11 protein-coding genes are annotated in these 23,818 nt (G+C 42.3%); 6 read left to right on the top strand and 5 right to left on the bottom strand.

Annotation, left to right across the window (positions count from 1 at the left end; genetic code table 11):
* Positions 1-17: 17 nt before the first annotated feature.
* Positions 18-2,366 (bottom strand): GH92 family glycosyl hydrolase, encoded by a 2,349-nt coding sequence (locus ACFO6W_RS20945; RefSeq protein ID WP_380000088.1) that lies wholly within the window; start codon positions 2,364-2,366, stop codon positions 18-20.
* Entirely contained in the window at positions 2,363-5,872 is a 3,510-nt protein-coding gene (locus ACFO6W_RS20940; RefSeq protein WP_380000086.1) for a glycosyl hydrolase family 38, read from the bottom strand. The genes ACFO6W_RS20945 and ACFO6W_RS20940 overlap by 4 nt, the downstream gene beginning before the upstream one ends.
* 887 nt (positions 5,873-6,759) lie before the next feature.
* On the opposite strand from ACFO6W_RS20940, the gene ACFO6W_RS20935 reads away from it, so the two are divergent.
* The 5 genes from ACFO6W_RS20935 (at position 6,760) to ACFO6W_RS20915 (ending at position 18,219) form a co-directional block, all read left to right on the top strand.
* Positions 6,760-9,945 carry a GH92 family glycosyl hydrolase gene (locus ACFO6W_RS20935; RefSeq protein WP_380000084.1) on the top strand — a complete coding sequence of 1,062 codons (3,186 nt, stop codon included), beginning with the start codon at positions 6,760-6,762 and terminating at the stop codon, positions 9,943-9,945.
* 498 nt (positions 9,946-10,443) lie between these two features.
* Positions 10,444-11,985, top strand: coding sequence for an alpha-N-arabinofuranosidase (locus ACFO6W_RS20930; RefSeq protein WP_380000082.1), 1,542 nt, complete (start codon positions 10,444-10,446; stop codon positions 11,983-11,985).
* 7 nt (positions 11,986-11,992) lie between these two features.
* Positions 11,993-12,553 carry a hypothetical protein gene (locus ACFO6W_RS20925; protein WP_380000080.1) on the top strand — a complete coding sequence of 187 codons (561 nt, stop codon included), beginning with the start codon at positions 11,993-11,995 and terminating at the stop codon, positions 12,551-12,553.
* Between the two features lie 177 nt (positions 12,554-12,730).
* Positions 12,731-15,313, top strand: a complete 2,583-nt coding sequence (locus ACFO6W_RS20920) for an alpha-L-arabinofuranosidase C-terminal domain-containing protein (RefSeq protein ID WP_380000078.1) — start codon at positions 12,731-12,733, stop codon at positions 15,311-15,313.
* Between the two features lie 533 nt (positions 15,314-15,846).
* Positions 15,847-18,219: a beta-L-arabinofuranosidase domain-containing protein gene (locus ACFO6W_RS20915; RefSeq protein ID WP_380000076.1), complete on the top strand. Its 2,373-nt coding sequence runs from the start codon at positions 15,847-15,849 to the stop codon at positions 18,217-18,219.
* A 203-nt stretch (positions 18,220-18,422) separates the two neighbouring features.
* On the opposite strand, the gene ACFO6W_RS20910 is transcribed toward ACFO6W_RS20915, so the two are convergent.
* From ACFO6W_RS20910 to ACFO6W_RS20900, 3 genes are all read right to left on the bottom strand, one after another.
* On the bottom strand, positions 18,423-20,777 hold the full coding sequence (locus ACFO6W_RS20910; protein WP_380000074.1) for a sodium-translocating pyrophosphatase: 2,355 nt from the start codon (positions 20,775-20,777) through the stop codon (positions 18,423-18,425).
* Between the two features lie 397 nt (positions 20,778-21,174).
* Positions 21,175-21,669 carry a GNAT family N-acetyltransferase gene (locus ACFO6W_RS20905; protein WP_380000072.1) on the bottom strand — a complete coding sequence of 165 codons (495 nt, stop codon included), beginning with the start codon at positions 21,667-21,669 and terminating at the stop codon, positions 21,175-21,177.
* Positions 21,669-22,559, bottom strand: a complete 891-nt coding sequence (locus tag ACFO6W_RS20900; RefSeq protein WP_380000070.1) for a GumC domain-containing protein — start codon at positions 22,557-22,559, stop codon at positions 21,669-21,671. Before ACFO6W_RS20900 ends, ACFO6W_RS20905 begins: the two co-directional genes overlap by 1 nt.
* A 243-nt stretch (positions 22,560-22,802) precedes the next feature.
* On the opposite strand from ACFO6W_RS20900, the gene mdh reads away from it, so the two are divergent.
* Entirely contained in the window at positions 22,803-23,744 is a 942-nt protein-coding gene (gene mdh, locus ACFO6W_RS20895; RefSeq protein WP_380000068.1) for a malate dehydrogenase, read from the top strand.
* The last annotated feature ends 74 nt before the right edge of the window (positions 23,745-23,818 follow it).

Below are 23,818 nucleotides of genomic sequence, written 5' to 3'. Positions count from 1 at the left end.
TAGTTAATATTATAGAATCATTTATTTAGTTCTGTGTTAGGTGTATCTGATAGCCTGATAGACATGCGGCCGCCTTTGACCACATCCGAGAAAGGCAGTTGAACCGTATTGTGCGGCTTTCCATTCACATCTATAGACCGTATGTAAATATTATCTTTGGTATTATTCAGTGTTTCTATCACAAACTCCTTACCCGGATAATAATCCTTGTTGAGCCTTATTGTGATCTTATCGAATAACGGGCTCCCAATCTGGAATGCAGGGTTTATCTCGGTCAGGCCTTTTACATCGAAAAGTCCTATTGCCGCCATTACATACCATGCACCCAATTGCCCCTGATCTTCATCCTGTCCGTAACCGTATCCGTGTATGCCTTCTACTCCGTAGAATTCGTTACAGATAGCCCTCACCCATTTTTGAGACAGATACGGTTTCCCTGAAAAGTTGAACAACCATGAGATATGCAGATTCGGCTGATTGCCATGATTATAGTATGTATGCAAACCTGCGAATGCATCTATAGTCTCTCCTCCACCAAATATATTCTTTTGTGATATCTGGAATGTGCTGTCGAGACGTACATTAAAATCATCAGCCCCTATCAGTTTTATAAGTTCATCTATTTGATGAGGTACATAGTATGTGTACTGGATTGCATTACCCTCCTGAAATCCTATCCATGGTGCAAACGGATCGAAGTCTTTTATAAATTCGCCCTTGTCGTCGCGCGGACGTATCAGTTTTGTCTCAGGATCAAAGAGAGTTTTCCAGCCCTCCGATAACTTCGATAAAAGTTTATAATCATCCTCTTTATTCAAATGCTTTGCCATCTGAGCCACAGCAAAACTACTGAATGAATATTCCATTGTATGCGATGCTCCGAAACCCGAACCTTCGGGAGTAGTACGCATAGACAGGCCGGTTGTATAAGGTGAGTAACCCCTGTTTACGAACTGCTCCACATCCAGCTTACCTGCTCCTGCCAAACGGTCTTTTCCATCTACTTCATTCTTCAGGGCCGCCTCGTATGCAGTATTCACATCAAAGTCGCGGATACCGCAATTATAAGCTGCCGCAATAGCCAGACTGGTAAAATTAGTTCCTACACCCGATACATATTTGCTACAGGCAATACCATCGCCCAGCCACCCGGCATCTTTATAAACAAGAAGCTGGCTTTGTATCCAGTCCGAATAATATTCGGGATAAGCAACCGCCCACAATTGAGTAAGATTCCAGAATGCGCCCCAAATAGCATCCGTATTATAATGATTATGAACCGGTTTTCCTTTTTCATTCAGTGGTATCTGCCCTACCCCGCCATCATTCTTCGGATAAGCTCCGTTTACATCGCTTGCCAGTCCCCGGCCAAGCAGCGCATGATACAAACCTGTATAGAATTTCACACGATCGTTATATTCCCCGCCTTCCACTTCTATGCGGCCAAGATATTCTTCCCATGTATCCGTCGCATTTTTATGAGCTTTGTCGAAACTCATATTTTTAGCTTCGTTTTCCATATTCAGGCGTGCATTTTCAACAGATGTATAAGATAATCCTATCTTTACATTTACAGCCTCCTGCTCTTTGGTCTTGAATTTGAAATAAAGTCCGGCTCCGACACCTGTCTGAGTCTTCGAATCGGGATATACGGTATCTTTCACAAACGAGCCGAACGCGGTCGGTTTCTTATCCAGTTCGGCACTGAAATACATAGACACAGTAGCGCCTTTTTGATATATATTTACATAGACCGGTGTGGTAGTAACCCATCCTTCTATACGTCCGTCGTCGGTATATGTCACCGAAGCTTCTTTCACATAACCGCTTTCTCCCTGACGGTTACCGATATCGAATATCAGGTTAGCGTCCTCAGATGCAGGGAACGTATAACGGTGAAAGCCCACACGCTTTGTAGCCGTTAGTTCGGCTTTCACATTGTAGTCTTTGAGTAATACGGAATAGTATCCCGGAGAAGCGGATTCATCTTTTTTGTCGAAAGATGAGCGATAACCGCTCTCAACACTATCCAATGCTCCCGGAACAGTTTGCAGTTTGCCGACTGTAGGTGCTATAACAACGCCACCAATCTGGAACTCATGAAAATTAGCAAAACCCTCGATGGAAGTATGCCTTGCATCGTAACCGACAGCCTGCCATCCACCCGTATTTCCCAGATGCCCGTCTGTAGACGGGGCAAGTTTAGCCATACCGAACGGAACGGCAGCCGGTGTATAGAAGAACCAGCGTGAGTGCGCAGTACCGATGCCCGGATCGACATAATCCGACAAGAGAGGCTTTTTCTCGCAAGACGCTATTATACAAGAAAATGCAAGTACTGTGATTGGAATAATTCGTTTTATCATATTATAAAATTGTTTTTCGGTTTATTTTTACTGATAACTTTTAAAGTTATGCATTCATGAGGCTTAAGCCAGAAAGAAGAATCATCGAACTCACCCGTTTTTTGCTGGTTGTGGTCGCAGAAGTACACTTCATCAGCCTGCATTCTGCCCCAGATAAACGAAGAATGTACACTCTGGTCATTGAGGTTCAGTAACCGGATAATATAGCCTTTGCCATCATCGGAAGGCTTTATTGTAGAAACTGAAATCTGATTCTTACCTTTAAGCCTGAAAAGATTATCTATTCCGGCAGGTTTTTCAGAAACAACCGCAATCATTTTTTGCGCCTGTTCCGTACCTTGCTTTTTCAGTTGTTGATCGAACGGATCGAAAAACTCCAGTGAGTAGCGGAATGTCACGATACCTTCCTGAGAGGCTTTGTAATTCGTCCTCCATGAGTTATTCATCACCCACGAATATATCTTCGGAGAAATCAAAGCCGAAGACCACCAGCCAAGCCCGCCTCCTTCCTTACGCCATACATCGCTGGTCATCTCTCCCAGTTCTACGAAAGGAGCATCCGTTGTTGTCAGGTAGATACCATGGCTAAGATTGCTTGCACTGATGCCATTCTGTATCGAATAGTAATTTTTATTCACTCCTGCCAACTGGTCACGCTCGGGATGCATATCCCCCATTGCCAGATCCATTTTGATATCTGCATGGGCTATATTGAAAGGGAAAATAAAGCGGACATTTTCCGGCTTATAAATATTTTCTTTATCTATAGTGTTCAGGATATCTACGCGTCCCAACTGTTTATAGACCGTAATATCCCTCCATAACGAACGGCAACCCGGCGCATCCGACTCTACACGTAAGGTCGCCGCAACTTCGCCATCGTCCAGTACAATAATGCGTTTGATGTTCTCTACCCATTGGGGGTCCGAAGCAAAGCGCCCGGTATAGATATAATCATTCAAGCCCCGTTCGGATGCGTAATTATATTCCTCACCAACCTTTGTAAAAGAAGAAATCGTACCTTTCACCTTGTTTATTTCCACCTTTACAATGCCGTTATCCAGTATATTATCATTTATCATTGTGGATACATTCGACTTCTTTCTCTTATCATCAGTGATCTTATAAGCCACGGAGGAAAGGGCCGGAATGTCTTTTGCCATAAATATCCACCTGCCGTCATGCAATTTCTGTAAAGGAATGATCTCTCCTGATGGGCTTTCCAATACTTTACCGGTCAGGTCATTATCGTTATCAATCGTCACTATATCAGTTCTTTTCCACAGATTCGTATTGAATACATGTATATAGCCGCCTTTGTCGGATTTCATTTCTGAAAAGACATCGGTATAGAGTTTTCTCGACTGCATATCTGCATTATCCGCATATAATTTCTTTCCTGCCCACAGTTTTTTTGTAAATTCCGATTCAGGTTCAGGTCCACTGGCCGAGGCCCCCCAGGTATGCTCCGAAAACAAGACGACATTCTTCCATGCTTCCAGAAAATCGTTTGCGGGAAACGGCTTCGGATTAAACATACTCCATAGTATTTCCGTCTGGTTCAGACGCTCCGAGCTTTCCCGGTTCATTGCCAGTTCCCTGGCAGTAGAAGCTGCCCCGTCTTCCCATGTCGGGGTTATATCGCCACCGTAAACCGGAATCTCATCACCATATTGTTTTTCAAATTCTGTAAAAAGCTCTTTGGTAGTACCTATATAGAACTTAGGAGAATCGTATTTTTCATTCCACTCCTTTATTACATCCGGCATCCACTGATCGGGCGGCCCGTTATCTCCGTTTACCGTATAGCGCAGATAAGTAGTAGCATACGGATATTCCTTCGATTCCAAATCGGTAAGGTATTCCCATATAGGAGTGACTCCACAGGCCGAAAGTCTGTTTATCAACCAGCCATGAAACCATGAATATCCCCTGCCGGTCTGCCAAAACAGCACTTTTTCCTTACCAGACTGAGACAGCCAGTAAAACGGTTTATCACCCCACTTCACATGCAGGTGTGCAGCCCTGTCGTTACCAACCTTTCCATAGAAAGGCACATAGTTGGGTCCTGATGAATAGTATTTCACACCATTCTGAGCCATTGCCGTAACCATCCCCCACGATTGCCCGGGAACATCGCTCATCATCGCCGTATTGAATTCCACTCCCGTCAACCCGGAAATACGATGCGCATCATCGAACATGTGCATCAGTTCCTCCTGCTTGCAAATTCCGGTGAGTATGCTGCCCAAAGATGCATCGACGCCAATAATACCGTCTTTGATAGCCTGAATCATCTTATCACCTTTTTCCGTTCCTTTGTAATGATCGAGATATCCCATCAAAGCCCATGTAGCCTCCGAATTCCATTTGAACCGTGACCCCTCGGGATTATCGGCCGTACGCTCCGCCAGTTCCAGCGCCCGCTCAAAATTACGCCATTGCAGTTTCATTACATCATCCTGCGCATGTGTATAACCTATGTCCAAATGCGAATGAGGTAAGAAATACAGTTTCCACCTGCGGGCTCCCAAAACAGTATAACTATCGGCTAAATTGCCCTGTCTGCTGCGAAGATTCACCGATACTTCGGCGCTCTCCTCCATATAGCCTGCCGGAAACCGTCCCTCAATTACAGTTGTTCCTGTCGCGGATGGTTTGATGTTCTCCGTCCATTTCCGTCCGTTTATATCGAAATCGAGTTGACCTCCACAAAACAGGGGCGCATCAAACTTCAATGTATATTCACGGGTCGGCCCTTTATCCGTTTTCAAATATCCTTGTGAAGCAACTAAAGACATCTTGCTTAATGGGGCAAGTTTTGAGATCTGTTTGTTTTCCTTCCGGTAGAATCTTATCTCACTCAGTCCGTAATAATTTACATTCTGCTGCATGTCAGCAGCTTCCCTGATTATATATTTGTCTTCAGGGTCGTAATAATTACCGTTTCCATCAGCATCGGCTGTAAAACATATATATTTCGCCTTAATCCCTCCTGTATCAAATGTGAAATTCGCAGGCTCGGGATTCTGTCCTTTCGATTCATTTATAATATGGTAGTCCAGTCCATTGTTTTTCAAGAGTTTCCACGTCTTCCCATCAGCGGAGTATTCCATATATACTTTCTTCAAGCCCCTGCGTGTATGCTGGCTTTGGTTGTCATTCCATATTCTTATTAAATCGACATGTGCAGGATCTGAGTTTTTTCCTATCTCACACATAAACCAGACAATGCCCTCTCTGGTAAATCCATTAGCTCTCACCTTATGTGTAGAAGCCTGAGATGTCCACATTGTGTGCCCAAGATTATGCGCTATATGCATATCCCCGCTCATTCCCTCACCATTAACGGCCATCATAGCTGTCGCCCCCGGTAATTCGCTGCTTGCCGTTGCCTGAATCTGATCGGATGGAATCTGAGTATATACTTTTGTGCTTTGGGCGTATATCCCGACAGAGTTCACTAAGATTAAAAGAGAAAAGAATCCTTTTCTTATCATCCTCATATTTTTAGATTATTTGTTAGTATTAATGGTTAATCACGTATTTTTTTTAAATGCCTCATTTCATTAAAGAATAATTCCCCTGATTTGAATCATTACAGAATGAGCATTTCCCAGCATCTTAGCCTGTTTTCAAAATTGAAAGCACCCCTGTTCCTCCAAGTTAGTATACTTTGTTTTTTCTTTTACCTAGCTTTTCAAATATGTATGAACATACTTTCAGGTCGCTAATATATAAAATGTTTTTATCTTTAGCATTATATTTGATTATTTTTTTTCAATAAATAGAATTTTTCAAAATAACACATTAGATATAATCATCTGTAAATAAAGTATATAAACAACAACAAAACCTTATTACAATTATGTTAAATATTTATTTAACAACAATATTTCCTGTAACTACATAAGATTTAATTGTTCATACAATAATATAACCTTTACTATCAGAGATTCTTTCATTTCAGACAACCCAATTTATTAACAATAAAGGAATCTCATCTCTTGCCTCAAAAAGACACAGCATTATAAGCAACCTTTATTCAGGTATAATTCAGAATAAACATATTATAATAACACGCTACAGCTTCCTGTTAAATCATTAATACCCATATTTCCGCACTATATTCACTTAACACTCTCTACAAAAATACAAAATACCCTATCCATGCTTCATTCAAAAGATCATTAATGTATGAACATGATTAAATAGATAGAGAAAGAAAAGCAATAATAACAGAAACAAATAAATATAAAAAATAAGACTAATATTTTGAATATTAGAAAAAACTAATTTACTTTACAGCACAGAAATGTATGGACATACTTATACAGATAAGAAACTTAAGCTTACCTCAATAAAGATCTAACCCAATAAACACATAATTAATATGAAAAAAAGCATTTTATTGACAATCGCGATGTGTGTATTCGCAATCATGGCCTTTGCGAAGCAGATATCGGAAAACAAAGTCTGGTCGATAGGGACTTTAAACAATTCTTCGGCTGAATTTGCCTTAGGACCGGACAATTTCAGGCAATTCCTCGCCAATGACTTCGGATACGAGGACAAATTCTATTTAATAGGCCATTCAGACATAAAAAAGGAATTCCCATATGTACTCCCCGGCCCTACTGACACATGGGGCGGCACATGGCCAACATCCGGCTGGCGTACGCATCAGATAAATATATTGTTCGGTCTTGATAATGCCCCGGCAGATGGAGAATGGAAGCTTGTAATCAATCTCCTCGATTATGCCAAAACATTTCTCCCGTTGGTTAAAGTAAGTATAAATACGCAAGACGAAAAATTCCAGTTGGGAGACAAAGAAACTCTTGCCAAACAGCGTAAAGCACATACTCAGGAAGCAATAACGGATACATTGTCCATCACAGGTAAGCTACAGAATGCTACAAAAAAGACAATTGAAATACCTATCAACGCAAGTACCCTCAAAAAAGGAGGTAACCTTATATCGATAACAGTATTGGAAGGTTCCTGGATATTATTCGATGAAGTACATCTCGAAGGTCCCCGGAATACGAAAATCACAGAAGCCGGTAAGTTCTTCATCAGGGATGTATATCCGGCGACTTATGAAGTGAATACCGGAAAGAACCGGTATCAGCCGCTCATTGTAGATACTCAATGGCTCGATGCCTCATCTAAGATCAGTGTTCAACTTGATGGTAAAGAAATTCTAAGTCAGGTGATTGAAGCCGGAAGGTATCAACTGGAAGCGCCTATGCCTCAAGTAAAAAAAGCAAGAAAAAGCAACTACCGTATCTTAAGAGACGGTGTTGAAATAGAGCGTGGCACAATAGAACGTTCTCCACAAAAGCTACAAACTCCTGCCGACTATATAGATACCCGTATAGGAACAGCCCATTCACGCTGGATGATAGCACCCGGCCCATGGATGCCGTTCAGTATGGTCAAAATGAGCCCTGATAACCAGAATAATGGCTGGCAGGCAGGCTATCAGCCTTCCTTCGAAAATGTAGGCTGCTTCAGCCATATACACGAGTGGACATTGGGCGGACTTGGCGTTATGCCCGCAAACGGAGAATTGAAGACCCAAATAGGAGACGAACAAAAGCCGGATGAGGGCTACCGTTCCCGCATAAACAAACGCACCGAAGTCGCCGATATAGGCTACTATGCTGTAGACCTTACAGATTATAACATTAAAGCGGAAGTTACAGCAACTACACGTTGCGGGTTCGAACGGTTTACATTTCCAACCGACCGCGACGGAGCACGGATTATGATAGACCTGCATCCACCTACAGAGCAGAATTTCCAGTTGAAAGAAATAAAGCTCCGCAAAGTCAGTGATTATCGTATCGAAGGTTCAAGTCATCAATTTTCACCGAATGTATGGAGTTACGATGCAGATCAGGATTATACTGTACATTTTGTTATAGAGTTTGATCAACCGATCAAAAGCATGGGACGCTGGATTGACAAAAATGTATCGCACAACATACACGATTTAATCACCGGAACATGTAAGGACGCAGGTGTATTTGTCGAATTCGATCAGACAAGACACCCTGTGGTACAGGTGCGGTCAGGTATTTCATTCGTTAGCATCGCTAATGCGGACGAAAATCTCAGGACTGAAGTTAGTTCTAAATTCGGATGGGATTTTGATGCAATCCGTCAAAACCAGGTAAACACATGGAACGACATCTTCAACCGGGTACAAATCACGACTAACGACAGGCTGGAAAAGGTACGCTTTTATAATAATATGTACCGTGCATGCAGCCGCAATACGTGGAGTGACATAAACGGCGAATGGATATCGACTGACGGAAAACTACAAAAGGTTGCTGACCCGTCCAAAGACGCTATGCTGGGTTGCGACGCGTTCTGGAATACATTCTGGAACCTCAATCAGTTCTGGAATCTGGTCACTCCCGAATGGAGCAACAAATGGGTTAATTCGCAATTGGCTATGTACGATGCTAACGGATGGCTCGCCAAAGGTCCGGCCGGATTAAACTATATACCCGTTATGGTGGGCGAGCATGAAATTCCGTTGATTGTAGGAGCTTACCAAATGGGAATCCGTGACTTCGATGCGAACAAGGCTCTGGAAGCAGCTATAAAGATGCAAACAACTCCAGCTCAGAAGGTATTTAAAGGATTTGCAGGAAACCGCGACCTTGTCCATTATATGAAATATAAATACGTGCCATCGAATCTGGGACGCTTCTCCAATACAATGGAATATTCATACGACGACTGGACTGTCGGACAATTTGCCAAGGCCTTGGGTAATACAGAGGTATATAATACATTCAACGACCGCGGTTACTGGTGGAAAAATGTGATAAGCGACGAAGGATACTGCCATATGAAAGACAGCACCGGTAAATGGATGGAAAATTTCGATCCGTTCCGTAGCGGAGCCAACCATCACTATGTGGAAGGAAACGCATGGCAACTAACGTTCTTTGTTCCGCAGGATGTTCCGGCGTTGGTAGAAAAAATAGGAAAAGAACGCTTCCTTGACCGCCTCGAATGGGGATTCAATCAGGATGAAGCATGGCGCTACAATGCCCCTAACGACCAGTACTGGGATCACCCTATTGTACAGGGTAATCAGCAATCTATGCACTTTGCATTCCTGTTCAGTTGGGCAGGTAAACCCTGGCTTACTCAAAAGTGGAGCCGCTCTATACTTGACCGTTACTATGGATATGAACCGGCAAACGCCTATTTGGGTGATGAAGATCAGGGGCAAATGAGCGCATGGGCTGTAATGGCTACTATCGGGCTTTTCCAGGTCGATGGAGGAACGCACGTAAATCCTATCTATGAAATAGCCAGTCCTCTCTTCGAAAAAGTAGAGATCAATCTGGATGGGAAATACGGACGGGGACAAAAATTCGCAATTGAAGCGAAGAATGCTTCAAAAAAGAATATGTATGTACAGAAAGCAACATTGAATGGCAAGGAGTTGAACACATTCCATTTCCCTGCATCGGAGTTGCTGAAAGGCGGCAGCCTTGTCCTTGAAATGGGTAATACTCCCAATATGGACTGGGGTATAGGAAAATAAGTACTTCTTAAATTAATCTGAATCACAAATAAAAAAGTATTTTGGTATAACACAGCTTTCAAACTTAAAAATAATCCCTCAACAGAAAAATTGTTGGGGGATTATCATTTTTCCTACAAAGTGAAAACAAATATTAGTGGCAGATGTTTAAAATCAAAAAACGGATTGTTGATATTTCAATAAATTTCGCTCTCTTAAAAATATCTGAATTTCCCCGACAGAATATCCGGATACAGTATTTTCGTATATCCAATTATAAATAATATGTTTTATAACATTATTATTAAATGTCATATGCACACTTAATATTTATATTTTTGTTAACCGTAATAATTGTACAAAATACATTTATTGAAAATATTGATAAAAATCCGGTCAAAAACAGTATATATAAAGACCTGTGACTGATTTCTCTCCAACTATGATTAATTAGTCGCACCCGAAGGATGAAAAATTTGTCTATTTTCGGATTTGATTAAATTTATAACCGCTATATCAATGAAAAAAACACTTTTACTGGCAATTCTTGTCCTAACAAGCTTCACATCAGCCTTCCCGCAGCAGAAAGATGTATCTATCCGCATTTATCCCGAAAGAGGTAAGCAAACTATCAGCAAGCACATCTACGGACACTTTGCCGAACATCTCGGCACATGCATCTATGGCGGCTTATGGGTTGGAGAAGATTCAAAGATACCCAATACAAAAGGCTACCGCACCGATGTACTGAATGCCCTGAAAAGACTTCAGATACCTAATCTGCGTTGGCCGGGCGGATGTTTTGCCGATGAATATCACTGGATGGACGGGATAGGCCCGAAAGAAAACCGTCCGAAGATGGTCAATAATAACTGGGGTGGAGTTGTAGAAGACAACAGCTTTGGAACACACGAATTCCTCAATCTCTGCGAATTACTCGAATGCGAACCATATATCAGCGGAAATGTAGGAAGCGGTACTGTCGAAGAACTTGCCAAATGGGTAGAATATATGACATCCGACGGTGACAGCCCGATGGCAAACCTGCGCCGTAAGAACGGACGAGATAAAGCATGGAAAGTAAAATATCTGGGAGTTGGAAACGAAAGCTGGGGTTGCGGAGGAGACATGCTTCCCGACTATTATGCGGACCTGTACCGCCGTTATGCCGTTTACTGCCGCAATTTTGACGGAAATAAACTGTTCAAAATAGCCAGTGGGGCAAGTGACTATGACTATAACTGGACCGATGTACTGATGAAAAAAGCCGGGAAGAAAATGCACGGGCTTTCACTTCATTACTATACAGTTACAGGATGGAGCGGCAGTAAAGGGTCAGCAACGGATTTTACACCGGATGACTATTATTGGACAATGGGAAAATGCCTTGAAATAGAAGAAGTCATTCAAAAACATATGGCCATTATGGATGAATACGACAAAGATAAAAGAGTAGGGCTCATGGTAGACGAATGGGGTACTTGGTGGGACGTGGAACCCGGCACCAATCCGGGATTCCTGTATCAGCAAAATACTATGCGCGATGCATTTGTAGCCGCCCTCTCACTGAATGTATTCAACAAGTACGGCGACCGCATTCGGATGGCCAATATAGCCCAGGTAGTCAATGTCCTTCAATCCATGATATTGACCAAGGACGATAAGATGACCCTGACCCCGACTTACCATGTATTCGACATGTACCGTGTGCACCAGGATGCGACTTATCTGCCGATGGATATTATCTCGGGAACAAAAGAGATAAGAGGCCGTAATGTAGCATTAGTAAATGCTTCTGCCTCACAAAAGGACGGATTGACACATATTACGCTGGCAAACATAGACCTGAATGCCGACCAGGATGTGAATATAGATTTCTCAAAAATGAAGATAAATAGTGTGAAAGGGCAAATTCTGACATCGAAAAACATTGAAGACCACAATACTTTCGAAAATCCGGATTTAGTAAAACCTCAGACCTTTACCGGTGCTAACGTTAAAGATGGCAAACTGAATATCCAATTGCCTGCCAAATCGATTGTTGTTCTTGAAATAAAATAGTACAACCATGACTGTATCCAGACGAAATTTTATAAAAAAGGCTTGTTTAAGCGGTGCATGTATCTGCGGATTCAATACGCTATCCGGTGTTAATATCACCAACAACGCCGAAACGCCCGATGATGACCGAAGTGCCGCCATGTTCCGGAAATGGATATCGGAAATACTTACTAATCTGGATAACAATCTGCCTGAAACAGAAATCCGGAAATTAGTAAAATCTGCGTCCGTAGCCCATTATCAGAATTTAAACATGGATGTATCGTTAGCTCCTTATATAGGGAAAATGGATGATTTCATCCGATTCATAGAAAAAGAATGGGGCTGGATATTCAGTTACGAAGACAACGGAAAAGTTATACTGGCGGATGAGAATAAATCGGCTTGTGTATGTCCTCTTATCAATAAACATAAAGATAATAAATACCCTGCGTTATGTTTTTGCTCCGAAGGGTTTGCCGAAATGATGTTTTCGAAAGTGAACGGAAATCCGGTAAAGGCGACCGTCATTTCTTCTATACAACGGGGAAATGAAAAGTGTGTTTACCGCATAGTCCTAAAAGAGTAAATACCCGCAATTTAAGCTGGAATAAAAGACAGCACACCGGGTATAAAACTGACAGTATCGGACAACACCAACTCGGGATATCTTTTATCCCGGTTCCCCACCCGATTAATACATATTGATAAATATTTGGGATAACCTATTACAATATATCCAAATCAAATATAAATGTACGTTGAAATGAAAAAAGCAAGTATCTGCCTGTTAATTATTTTACTCTTTATTCCTGTATTTAAAACAATTGCCGGTGAACCCGCATCGGCTTATCTGTTCGCATACGCTACAGATAAGAATTCCAATCACAACGGTCTGCACTTCGCATGGAGTGTAGATAAGGAAAACTGGTTCCCCATAGGCCCCGAACACAGTTATGTGAAATGTGACTATGGACGCTGGGGCTCTGAGAAAAAAATGTTCTCTCCATTCCTCTTCCGGTCTCCCGATGGTATGTGGTATTGCGTATGGAGCATGAACGAAAGGGACGGGGCATTTGCCAGCGTTTCCTCTCCCGACCTTGTCTACTGGGGGCGGCAATCCTACCCTCTGGTCATGGAAAACGGGAATTGCCTTTCACCTGAAATCACTTACGACAATACAAATAAACTTTATACAATCTCCTGGCTAAGCTCGAATAATCAAGCCTATGCCGTAACTACGAAGGACTTTAAAGATTACAGCTCCACTAAGAAAGTTGCCGGCATTCCCAATCTGCGGGAAACTGCAATTATATCAGGGAAAGCAGAAACAGGGACACTGCACGAAGTTTCGTGGAAAGTGATTGACGGACTGATAAAAGCGCAGCAATTAGCAGCTTATAAAAGTATATTGAACGCCGAAAACTCAAGCTCGGACAAAGAACGTTTTGCTTCTCTAAAACCTGTTGATGCAACCATCACCGTAGATGCTTCCAAAACTAAAAAAATAAGCGACCTGCTATTGGGAATGTTCTTTGAAGATATAAACTATGCTGCCGACGGAGGCCTTTATGCGGAGCTTGTTCAGAACAGGGGTTTCGAATATGCCCTGAGCGATAAGGAAGGACGCGACAAAGACTGGAACAGCTACAAAGCATGGAATGTATCCGGCGATAATGCTGTACTCACAATCGACTCCGTATCCCCTGTTCATCCCAATAACAAGCATTATGCCGTACTTCAGGTCAGCCAGACAGGTGCAGGGCTGGCAAATGAAGGATTCGACGGTATCGCTGTAAAAGCCGGGGAGAAATATAACTTCTCGGTATTTGCACGCACACCGGAAGCAAAAAAAGGAAAACTAACTGTAAGACTGACTGATAAGAACGGGAAGATTTATGGAGAAACTACCACAAAAGCCATTTCCGGCGACTGGAAGAAATATGATGCCGTAATAACCGTTAGCCAGACTATCGCAGACGCAAAACTGGAGGTCATACCACAAATGACGGGCAAGGTGGAACTGGATATGATTTCTCTTTTCCCTCAAAAAACGTTCAGAGGACACAAAAACGGATTGCGGGAAGACCTCGCTCAGGTTATCGCCAATATGAATCCGCGTTTTGTCCGCTTCCCCGGAGGCTGTGTGGCTCATGGCGACGGACTGGGTAATATATACCATTGGAAGAATACAATAGGCCCGCCCGAAGCTCGCAAACCTCAACGGAACCTGTGGGGATATCATCAGACAGCCGGATTGGGGTACTTCGAATACTTCCGGTTCTGCGAAGATTTAGGAGCCGAGCCTGTTCCTGTGGTAGCGGCAGGTGTACCGTGCCAGAATTCGGCGCATCACGGTTGCTCTCTGGGCGGGCAACAAGGCGGAATACCGATGAGCGAAATGGGAGATTATATACAGGATGTGCTAGACCTGATAGAATGGGCGAATGGCGATGTAAACACTACATGGGGTAAAAAACGCGCGGAGGCGGGTCATCCCAAACCATTCAACCTGAAATATATCGGAATAGGGAACGAAGACATTATCTCCGATATTTTCGAGGAACGTTTCACCATGATATTCAATGCCGTAAAAGAAAAGTATCCCGAAATAACTGTTATAGGCACAGTCGGGCCTTTCTATGAAGGGACAGACTATGTGGAAGGCTGGGGTATCGCCGATAAATTACAGATCCCGGTGGTAGATGAGCATTATTACAATCCACCGGGATGGTATATCCACAATCAGGATTTTTACGACAAATACGACCGTTCGAAGTCGAAAGTGTATCTGGGTGAATATGCCGCCCACCTTCCGGGCAGGCCGAATAATGTGGAAACAGCCTTGGCCGAAGCCCTTCATCTGGCCAATGTGGAGCGTAACGGAGATATTGTAACAATGACTTCTTATGCGCCACTGCTGGCAAAAGAAGGACATACCCAATGGAATCCCGACCTGATATATTTCAATAATACAGAAGTGAAGCCGACTGTGGGCTATTATGTACAGAAACTGTACGGACAGCATTCGGGAGACGAATACCTGACAAGTAAGATAGAGCTTTCTGACAATAGGGATGCTGTTCAGAAACGTATTGCAAAATCAATCATCCGCGATAGCAAGACCGGAGATGTGATTGTGAAACTTGTGAATATGCTGCCTGTAGAAGTAAATACAAAATTAGACCTGACAAGTATCAGTATAACAGATCCTATAGCTTCAAGAACTTTGCTGACAGGCGCGCCTGACGATAAATCGGCCAAACCTGTATCAGACAGTTTCAATGCAGGGGATAACTGTAAATTACCGGCTTATTCTTTCACTGTGCTAAGGTTTAAGACAAATTAAAAAGTTTATCTATATAGTAAGCTATTAGCCCCTGGCTGTTAGCTTATAGTTCTTTGAAAAAATAATTAGTGGATTAGCAAATTAGCAGATTAGCAAATGAATGAAAAAGTGTAACCTTTGTTACCTTTTAACAGTTACAAGTTACTTCGCCCTTCGGGCAGTTACGAGTTACAAGTAGACAAGATGCGAGATACAACAAGATACAAGATACGAGTTGTTAACTGTTTACTGATATATCTGTTACTTTTGTTACTTTTTAACTATATATGGTTAACGAACGTAAAAATGACAAGATAAAAACACTGGAAAAACTGTCAGATGTGTCAGATTTTAACCAAACATAGTTAATAAATATAAACAAGATAATAAGTTAAAAGTTACAGATTACGAGTTTTGTCGCTTCGCGCCGCTAACGGCTAAAAGCTATCAGCTAATAGCTAAAATATCTGTTACATCTGTTACTTTTTAACAACATCTCGCAAATAAAGGTTAATTCAATACAGGTTTCCTGGAATATTTAGTTAAAACATAAAATGAAAAGAATTTATATCATTACCGGGCTTATCGTCAGCACATTGTGTATGAATGCCCAGTTGAAACCAAAAGTAGAAACTTTTAGTTTGCAGGACGTAAGATTGCTGGATAGCCCGTTTAAGCACGCGGAAGACCTGGATAAGCAATACCTGCTGGAACTGAAAGCCGACAGGCTATTGTCACCGTTCCTGCGTGAATCCGGACTGACACCTAAAGCCGAGAGCTATACCAACTGGGAAAATACCGGACTCGACGGCCACATCGGAGGCCATTACCTATCGGCATTGTCCCTGATGTATGCATCGACAGGCGACAAACAGATAAAAGAGCGTCTCGACTATATGGTTAGCGAGCTGAAACGCTGTCAGGATGCAAACGGCAACGGTTATATAGGCGGTGTTCCGGGAGGAAAAGCTATCTGGGAAGAAGTCGCAAACGGCAATATCAGGGCGGGAGGTTTCGACCTTAACGGCAAATGGGTCCCATTATATAATATCCATAAGACCTATGCCGGGCTGCGTGATGCTTACCTCTATGCCCATAACGATATGGCAAAGGATATGCTGATAAAAATGACCGACTGGGCGATTAATCTGGTGTCGAAACTATCGGAAGAACAGATACAGGATATGCTTCGCAGTGAACATGGCGGACTGAATGAGACATTCGCCGATGTAGCCGCGATAACAGGCGATAAGAAATACCTGAAACTGGCGCATCAGTTTTCACATCAGCTGGTGCTTAATCCCCTGCTCAACCATGAAGATAAACTGACCGGGATGCATGCCAATACACAAATACCGAAGGTGCTTGGATTTAAACGCATAGCCGATGTGGAAGGTAACGATTCGTGGTCGGAAGCTTCGCGCTTCTTCTGGGAAACGGTTGTGGAACGTCGTTCGGTAAGTATCGGAGGCAACAGTGTGGGAGAACATTTCAACCCGACGAATGATTTTTCGAGAGTGATAAAGAGTATCGAAGGCCCTGAAACATGTAATACATACAATATGTTGCGCCTGTCGAAAATGCTTTATCAAACGTCTCAGGATGAAAAGTATATGGACTATTATGAACGGGCATTATACAACCATATCCTTTCTACCCAGAATCCCGAACAGGGAGGATTTGTTTACTTCACCCAGATGCGTCCGGGGCACTACCGGGTATATTCCCAACCGCAGACAAGTTTTTGGTGCTGTGTAGGTTCAGGAATAGAAAACCATGCCAAATACGGGGAGATGATCTATGCGCATACGGATAATAAATTGTATGTGAACCTGTTCATCCCTTCCCGCTTAAATTGGAAAGAGAAAAAGACCGAAATTATACAGGAAAATTCATTCCCCGACGAAGCTAAGACCCAATTGACTATCAACCCTGAAAAAACGGCCGCTTTCACCTTAAAGCTACGTTATCCGGTATGGGTAAAGAAATGGGGGCTAAAAGTGAGCGTCAACGGTAAAGATTATCCGGTATCGCAAGACCCGGCCAGTTATATATCCATCGACCGTAAATGGAAAAAGGGAGATAAAGTAGTAGTGGAAATGCCTATGCGGATAACGGTAGAGCAATTGCCGGATAAATCGAATTATTACTCTATTTTCTACGGCCCTGTTACCCTTGCCGCAAAGACGGGAACCGAAGATATGACGGGATTGTTTGCCGACGACAGCCGGGGCGGACACATTGCTCACGGCAGGCAAATACCGATGAAAGATATGCCGATTATCGTCAGCGATCCGGATAAAATAGCTTCTTTGGTAAAAGCTGTACAGGGAAAGCCCCTGACGTTCCATCTATCGGGGCTCTATCCCGAAAAATATACGGCAGGACTGGAACTTATACCATTCTTCCGCCTGCATGAGTCGCGCTATATCATCTACTGGCCACAGGCAACAGCCGAAGAAGTGAAAGAAATACAGCAGAAAATAGAAGACGAAGAAAAGGAAAGAATCAAACTGGATGGGATTACAGCCGATAAAGTAGTCTGCGGGGAACAACAACCCGAATCGGATCATTTCATACAATCCGATAAATCGAATACAGGCTTTATCGAGGACATACACTGGCGTGAAGCAAGGGGTTGGTTCAGCTATCAGTTGAAGAATGCCGGCAAGAATGCCAATTACCTGTATCTGAAATATTTTGACCGTGACCAAAACCGCAATTTTGACGTTTTTGTAAATGGTCGGAAAGTGGCTTCACTGAGTCTGAACGGTGATGGAGGAGATAACCTCTTTACTTCTACCTATCCTGTTCCCGAAAGTGAAAAAGGCAAGGAGATACTCGAAGTAAAAATCGTGGCTGCACCAAATAGTGTGACAACCAAGATAGCAGAAGTGAGGATATTATCAGAAGACTATAAGCACTGAAAATAATTAAAGAGGCTATGTTAAGAGTAATTTTCATTATCTCTTTGTCATGTTGAACGGAGTGAAACATCTCATTTCCCGGAGGTCGAGATTCTTCATTACATTCAGAAACAACGTTCGGCAGAGCGAAGCGGAGCCAATGACAAAGAGAGTAATACTTTGTGAACTCAAAATTACTCTTAACACAGCTTTATCATTTATCCTTATTGCTTTACAATTCTCATTGAATAAAATGAACGGTAAACAAAGACTAATGCCACGGCAAGAAATACCAATCCGATCCATTTACAATAGTCGGGAATCTCAATCGCAATCTCTACAGCCAACAATCCGAATAATGTTGAGAATTTTATGATAGGATTCAACGAAACCGACGATGTGTCTTTATACGGGTCGCCGACAGTGTCGCCAACTACCGTGGCTGCATGCAGATCGGTATTACGCTCTTTTAATTCCACTTCGACTATTTTCTTCGCATTGTCCCATGCTCCTCCTGCGTTTGCCATATAGATAGCCTGGAATAAGCCGAATACAGCAATGGATATGAGATATGCGACAAAGAAGTTAGGATCGATAAAGGCAAAGGCCATAGTGATGAATAACAAGGCAAGGAAAATATTCCACATACCCACCTGAGCATACTGGGTACAGATCTTTACCACAGCTTTGGAATCTTCTATATCAGCTTCGTCTTTATCCAGATTGATATTCTTCTTTATGTACTCCACGGCACGGTATGCACCGGTAGTCACAGCCTGCATAGATGAACCCGAGAACCAGTAAACAACGGAACCTCCGCAGATGAAACCCAGCAGTACAGGAGCAGCTATAAGATCGATGTTCAGCAATCCGAGTTTTTCCAGCACCAGAATGATTGAGAATATCATTGTGGTAGCCCCGATCACGGCTGTACCGATAAGTACGGGTTTGGCGGTAGCCTTAAATGTATTACCGGCCGAATCATTTTCTTCCAGATACTCTTTCCCTCTCTCGAAATCAGGCTCGAAGCCAAAGTCTTTCTTTACTTCTGCCGATATGCCGGGTAAGTGTTCTATACGGGAGAGCTCGAATACCGATTGTGCGTTATCCGTTACAGGCCCATAGCTGTCTACGGCAATAGTAACCGGCCCCATTCCCAGCAAGCCGAAAGCTACCAGACCGAAGGCAAAGATAGAAGGGTGAGACATCATACTTCCCAGGTCCTGTGTAGAGATAAAGTAAGCCACAGCCATCAGTAAGGCGATTGTAAGCCCTTTCCAGAATGCGCTGAAATTACCGGCTACCATACCCGAAAGGATATTCAGCGAAGCTCCTCCTTCACGGGAAGCTGTAACCACCTCTTTTACATGGCGGGACGACGAGCTGGTAAAAGCTTTTGTAAGTTCAGGGATCACAGCTGCTGCCAATGTACCGCAACTGATAATAGACGCCAGTTTCCACCATAAGCCGTTAGGCATCTCATTCAGCAGGAAGTAACTGGCAATATATGTTGCCGCAATAGACACGACAGATGTAATCCATATAAGGGCTGTAAGAGGCACTTCGAAGTTGAACTTTGTTGAGTTCTTATATTTAGCGGTAGCAATCCCCTGATTGATATAATAAGACAGGATGGATGTAAATAGCATCATCAGACGCATAACGAATATCCAAACTATAAAGGCAGCCTGGTATTCCACATTCAATACTGCCAGTATGATAAATGAGATCAAAGCTACCCCAGTCACGCCGTATGTTTCGAAACCATCGGCTGTAGGTCCTACACTGTCGCCTGCATTATCTCCTGTACAGTCCGCTATTACGCCGGGATTACGGGGATCGTCCTCCTTAATATTGAATACGATCTTCATCAGATCGGCCCCGATATCGGCTATCTTGGTAAAGATACCTCCGGCTATGCGTAATGCGGATGCGCCGAGGGATTCTCCAATGGCAAATCCCAGTAAACAAGCCCCGGCCATATCCCCGGGTACAAATAAGAGGATAACAAGCATCATTATGAGCTCTACCGTGATAAGCATCACACCGACACTCATTCCGGCTTTAAGCGGGATATTTACTACATCCCACGGACGTTTGCGCAAAGAAGCAAACGCTGTTCGCGAATTGGCCAGTGTATTGATACGGATGCCATACCAGGCCACGCCATATGAACCGAGAATACCCAATATTGTCCAAAACAAGACAAAAGCAAGGAACGTCCCCCTGCCAACTTCTCCTTTTGCTACGATTTCCGGATTAGACAAAAATCCGAAATAGATAAGCATTACTGCCGAGATAATCAGCAATAGATAGAAGAGAAACTTGCCCTGCTGCAACAGATAGGTTTTACACGTTTCAAAAATCGTCTTCGATACGTTGAGCATCGATTGATGCGCAGGTAGCTTCTTGATATTGAAGTACTGCACCAGGCCAAATGCAATGCCGAGTAACAAAATTAAAAGGCCCCAGAGCAAAAGCGTATAACCGCTTCCAAGCTCAGGAACTTTTAAGTCTGCTTCACTGGCCATCAGGCCCGCCGGAAATAAAATAAGAGATAGGGCTAAAAGTTTCTTCATGCGTATTAATTTTTATTGATTAATATTCACTCTTATCACATTGTTAACAAATGCAACAAAATTATGATAAAACAAATACTATCGACTATATATAGTGATATACTTACTGTGTTTTATGATTTTATTGCTCTTGTTAGTAAAGTTAACTTGGCAAATATAGTATAATTATTAACAAATATTATATCCGGACCCATTTTTTATCGGAATAGTTCGAAACATAATTCATAAATTTCGTAAAAAATTGAAATAATAGATATAAAATGATTAATCGGTATCTTCGTCCGCTCAAAAGATATACAAGTGCAACCTATTCTGTGTAATATTAAATACCACACATTTATTTTTGCAAATATATATACGTTCAATGGAGAACAGATGGGAAGAAACTATTGTTCTGTCAGACCTTTTTATTCATTACATAATCTTCCATAAGAAAACCATTGCCAATGTCTATATCCTCACATTTAACAACTTCAAAGCCCAAACGCTTGTAGAAATCAATAGCTTTATTAAACCGATTCACATTCAATGACAATTCTGCGTTGCCGTACTTCTTAGCTATCCTCCCGACAGCATCAATAAAGAAACGCCCTACCCCTTTTCCCTGCAAAGATGGCAGCACATATATCTTATGGATCTTTGTAACATCAGCGCCCTTATAATCCAACTCATATGAAAGATAGCCCAAATACTCTCCACTCTCTTCTGCCAAAAGATAGTGATGACCTAACACCCCTATTTGTTCTTCCAAAGCTGAATTACTGTACATCATATCCATCATGTATCTGATCTGGCCGGACGTAAGGATACTAGCGAATGTAGGAGGCCAAATTCTGTCGGAAAGTGACTGAATGATAAAAATATGGTCTTTTGATGCTTCTATTATGTTCATTAGTCCTCCAATGTAAAAGATCTCATTCCGATACGGCTTCCATCGGCAAATATATCAACCCGGTAGGTACCCGGCATCAGGTATTCTTCTACATTCCAATACATGATTACGCCAACTTCTTCCCCACCGTATTCAATAATCTTCTTTATTGAATAATTGATATCCCTGTTTTCGTATGGAAAAACATTCGTACGGCTCTTGGTCAGGACATCATTATCCGGCTTCATTATACGCAGATAGATTGTCCGTTCCCCGGGTTCGGCGGTAATATTTTTAGTAATAGTGAAGTTTATAATGAGTTGCTCCACTTTATTAATTTTCTTCTGCACTTTACCCTTACTATTGGTAGCCTGCACACTGATGCCTGTAGCGTCGAGCTTGGCGGCCAAAGTAACTTTTTCTGTCAGATTCTGTTTTTGCTGCGACACTTCATTCAATGTACGCGTAGCCTCCTGGTATTTGTTAGTGATTTCACTTTTTTCCTTCCTCAACCGTTCGTTAGCCTGATTCAGTGAGTCAATCTGAATAATATATGATTTCAGGATTTTGCGAAGGCTGGCCAATTCATTGTTCAATCTCGCTATTTCGGCTTTGTTATCTGCTTTTACCGTTTTCAGTTCTTCCAGCAATCGCTGAACCTTTGCCTGCTCATTCGTCAGTTTCTGAAGCAAAGAATCGTTTTTGATATTCAGTTTGAAACCCTCATATTGCATAGTAAGATTTTCATACTCGTCTTCCAGTTGCTGCTTATTCAAACTGCTCTCTTCCTGCAACTCATTTATCTGCGTCTTTTGACTGAATATGTAATATCCGGCTATACCCATTGCTGCAAGTAACAGGATTATTACAATTAATAATATTTTAGAATTGTTTTTTTGTTCCGTGCTCATAATTATGTTAAAATATTAAGCGACTACAAATATAGATGTTTTTCAGCATATCGAGCAAATGGATAATATGCTTTCGCTTTTTTTAATAATTCCTGCTATTTTTGACGGCCAAAATCTTCTTTATATCAGAATAAGCATGTACATTTGCTAGTCTTTTATGACATCATCTCTATAATATATAGGATATGTCTGACTATTTGAAATCCAGGAATCAAATTATTAATTTATTATAAAAAAAATATTATGTCTAAAGTAACAGTCGTAGGTGCCGGAAATGTAGGTGCTACATGTGCAAATGTACTTGCATTTAACGAGGTAGCAGATGAGGTGGTAATGCTGGATGTAAAAGAAGGCATTTCGGAAGGTAAAGCTATAGATATGAATCAGACAGCTCAGTTGCTGGGCTTTGACACTCATATCAAAGGTGTAACTAATGATTATGCTGCTACAGCTGATTCCGATGTTGTAGTTATAACTTCCGGTATCCCGCGGAAACCGGGAATGACCAGGGAAGAACTTATCGGGGTGAATGCAGGTATCGTGAAAAGCGTTGCTGAAAACATCCTTAAATATTCGCCGAATGCTATCCTGGTTATCATCTCCAACCCAATGGATACAATGACATATCTGGCATCTAAGGTCACAGGCCTGCCTAAAAACCGTATTATAGGTATGGGTGGAGCACTGGACAGTTCCCGCTTTAAATTCTACCTGAGTGAAGCTTTAGGCTGCAATCCGAACGAAGTGGAAGGCATGGTAATAGGCGGACATGGCGATACTACAATGATCCCTGTTACCCGTCTGGCTACATATAAAGGTATCCCGGTTTCGGAAATCCTGTCCAAGGAAGTCCTGGACAAAGTGACTGCCGGCACAATGGTGGGCGGAGCTACTCTTACAGGCCTGCTGGGTACTTCCGCGTGGTATGCACCGGGAGCTGCAGGAGCATATGTTGTAGAATCTATTATACACAACCAGAAAAAAGTAATTCCTTGCTGTGTTACTCTGGAGGGTGAATATGGGCAAAACGATATCTGTATAGGTGTGCCGGTAGTCCTGGGTAAAAACGGATGGGAGAAAATTATTGATCTGAAACTGACAGCTGATGAAAAAGAAAAATTCGAAGCTTCAGCCGCTGCTGTTCACAAAACAAATGTTGTTTTGAAAGAAATCAACGCGATTTAACAAATCATATAAATTAAAATTGTAAAGGGCGTGTATTCAGCTTGAATACATGTCCTTTTTGCATATCGAGTTTT

Source organism: Dysgonomonas termitidis (assembly GCF_042654545.1).
GTDB classification, from domain to species: Bacteria; Bacteroidota; Bacteroidia; order Bacteroidales; family Dysgonomonadaceae; genus Dysgonomonas; species Dysgonomonas termitidis.
The sequence above is the reverse complement of the archived record's forward strand: the minus strand, read 5'-3'. Positions and strand labels throughout refer to the sequence as shown.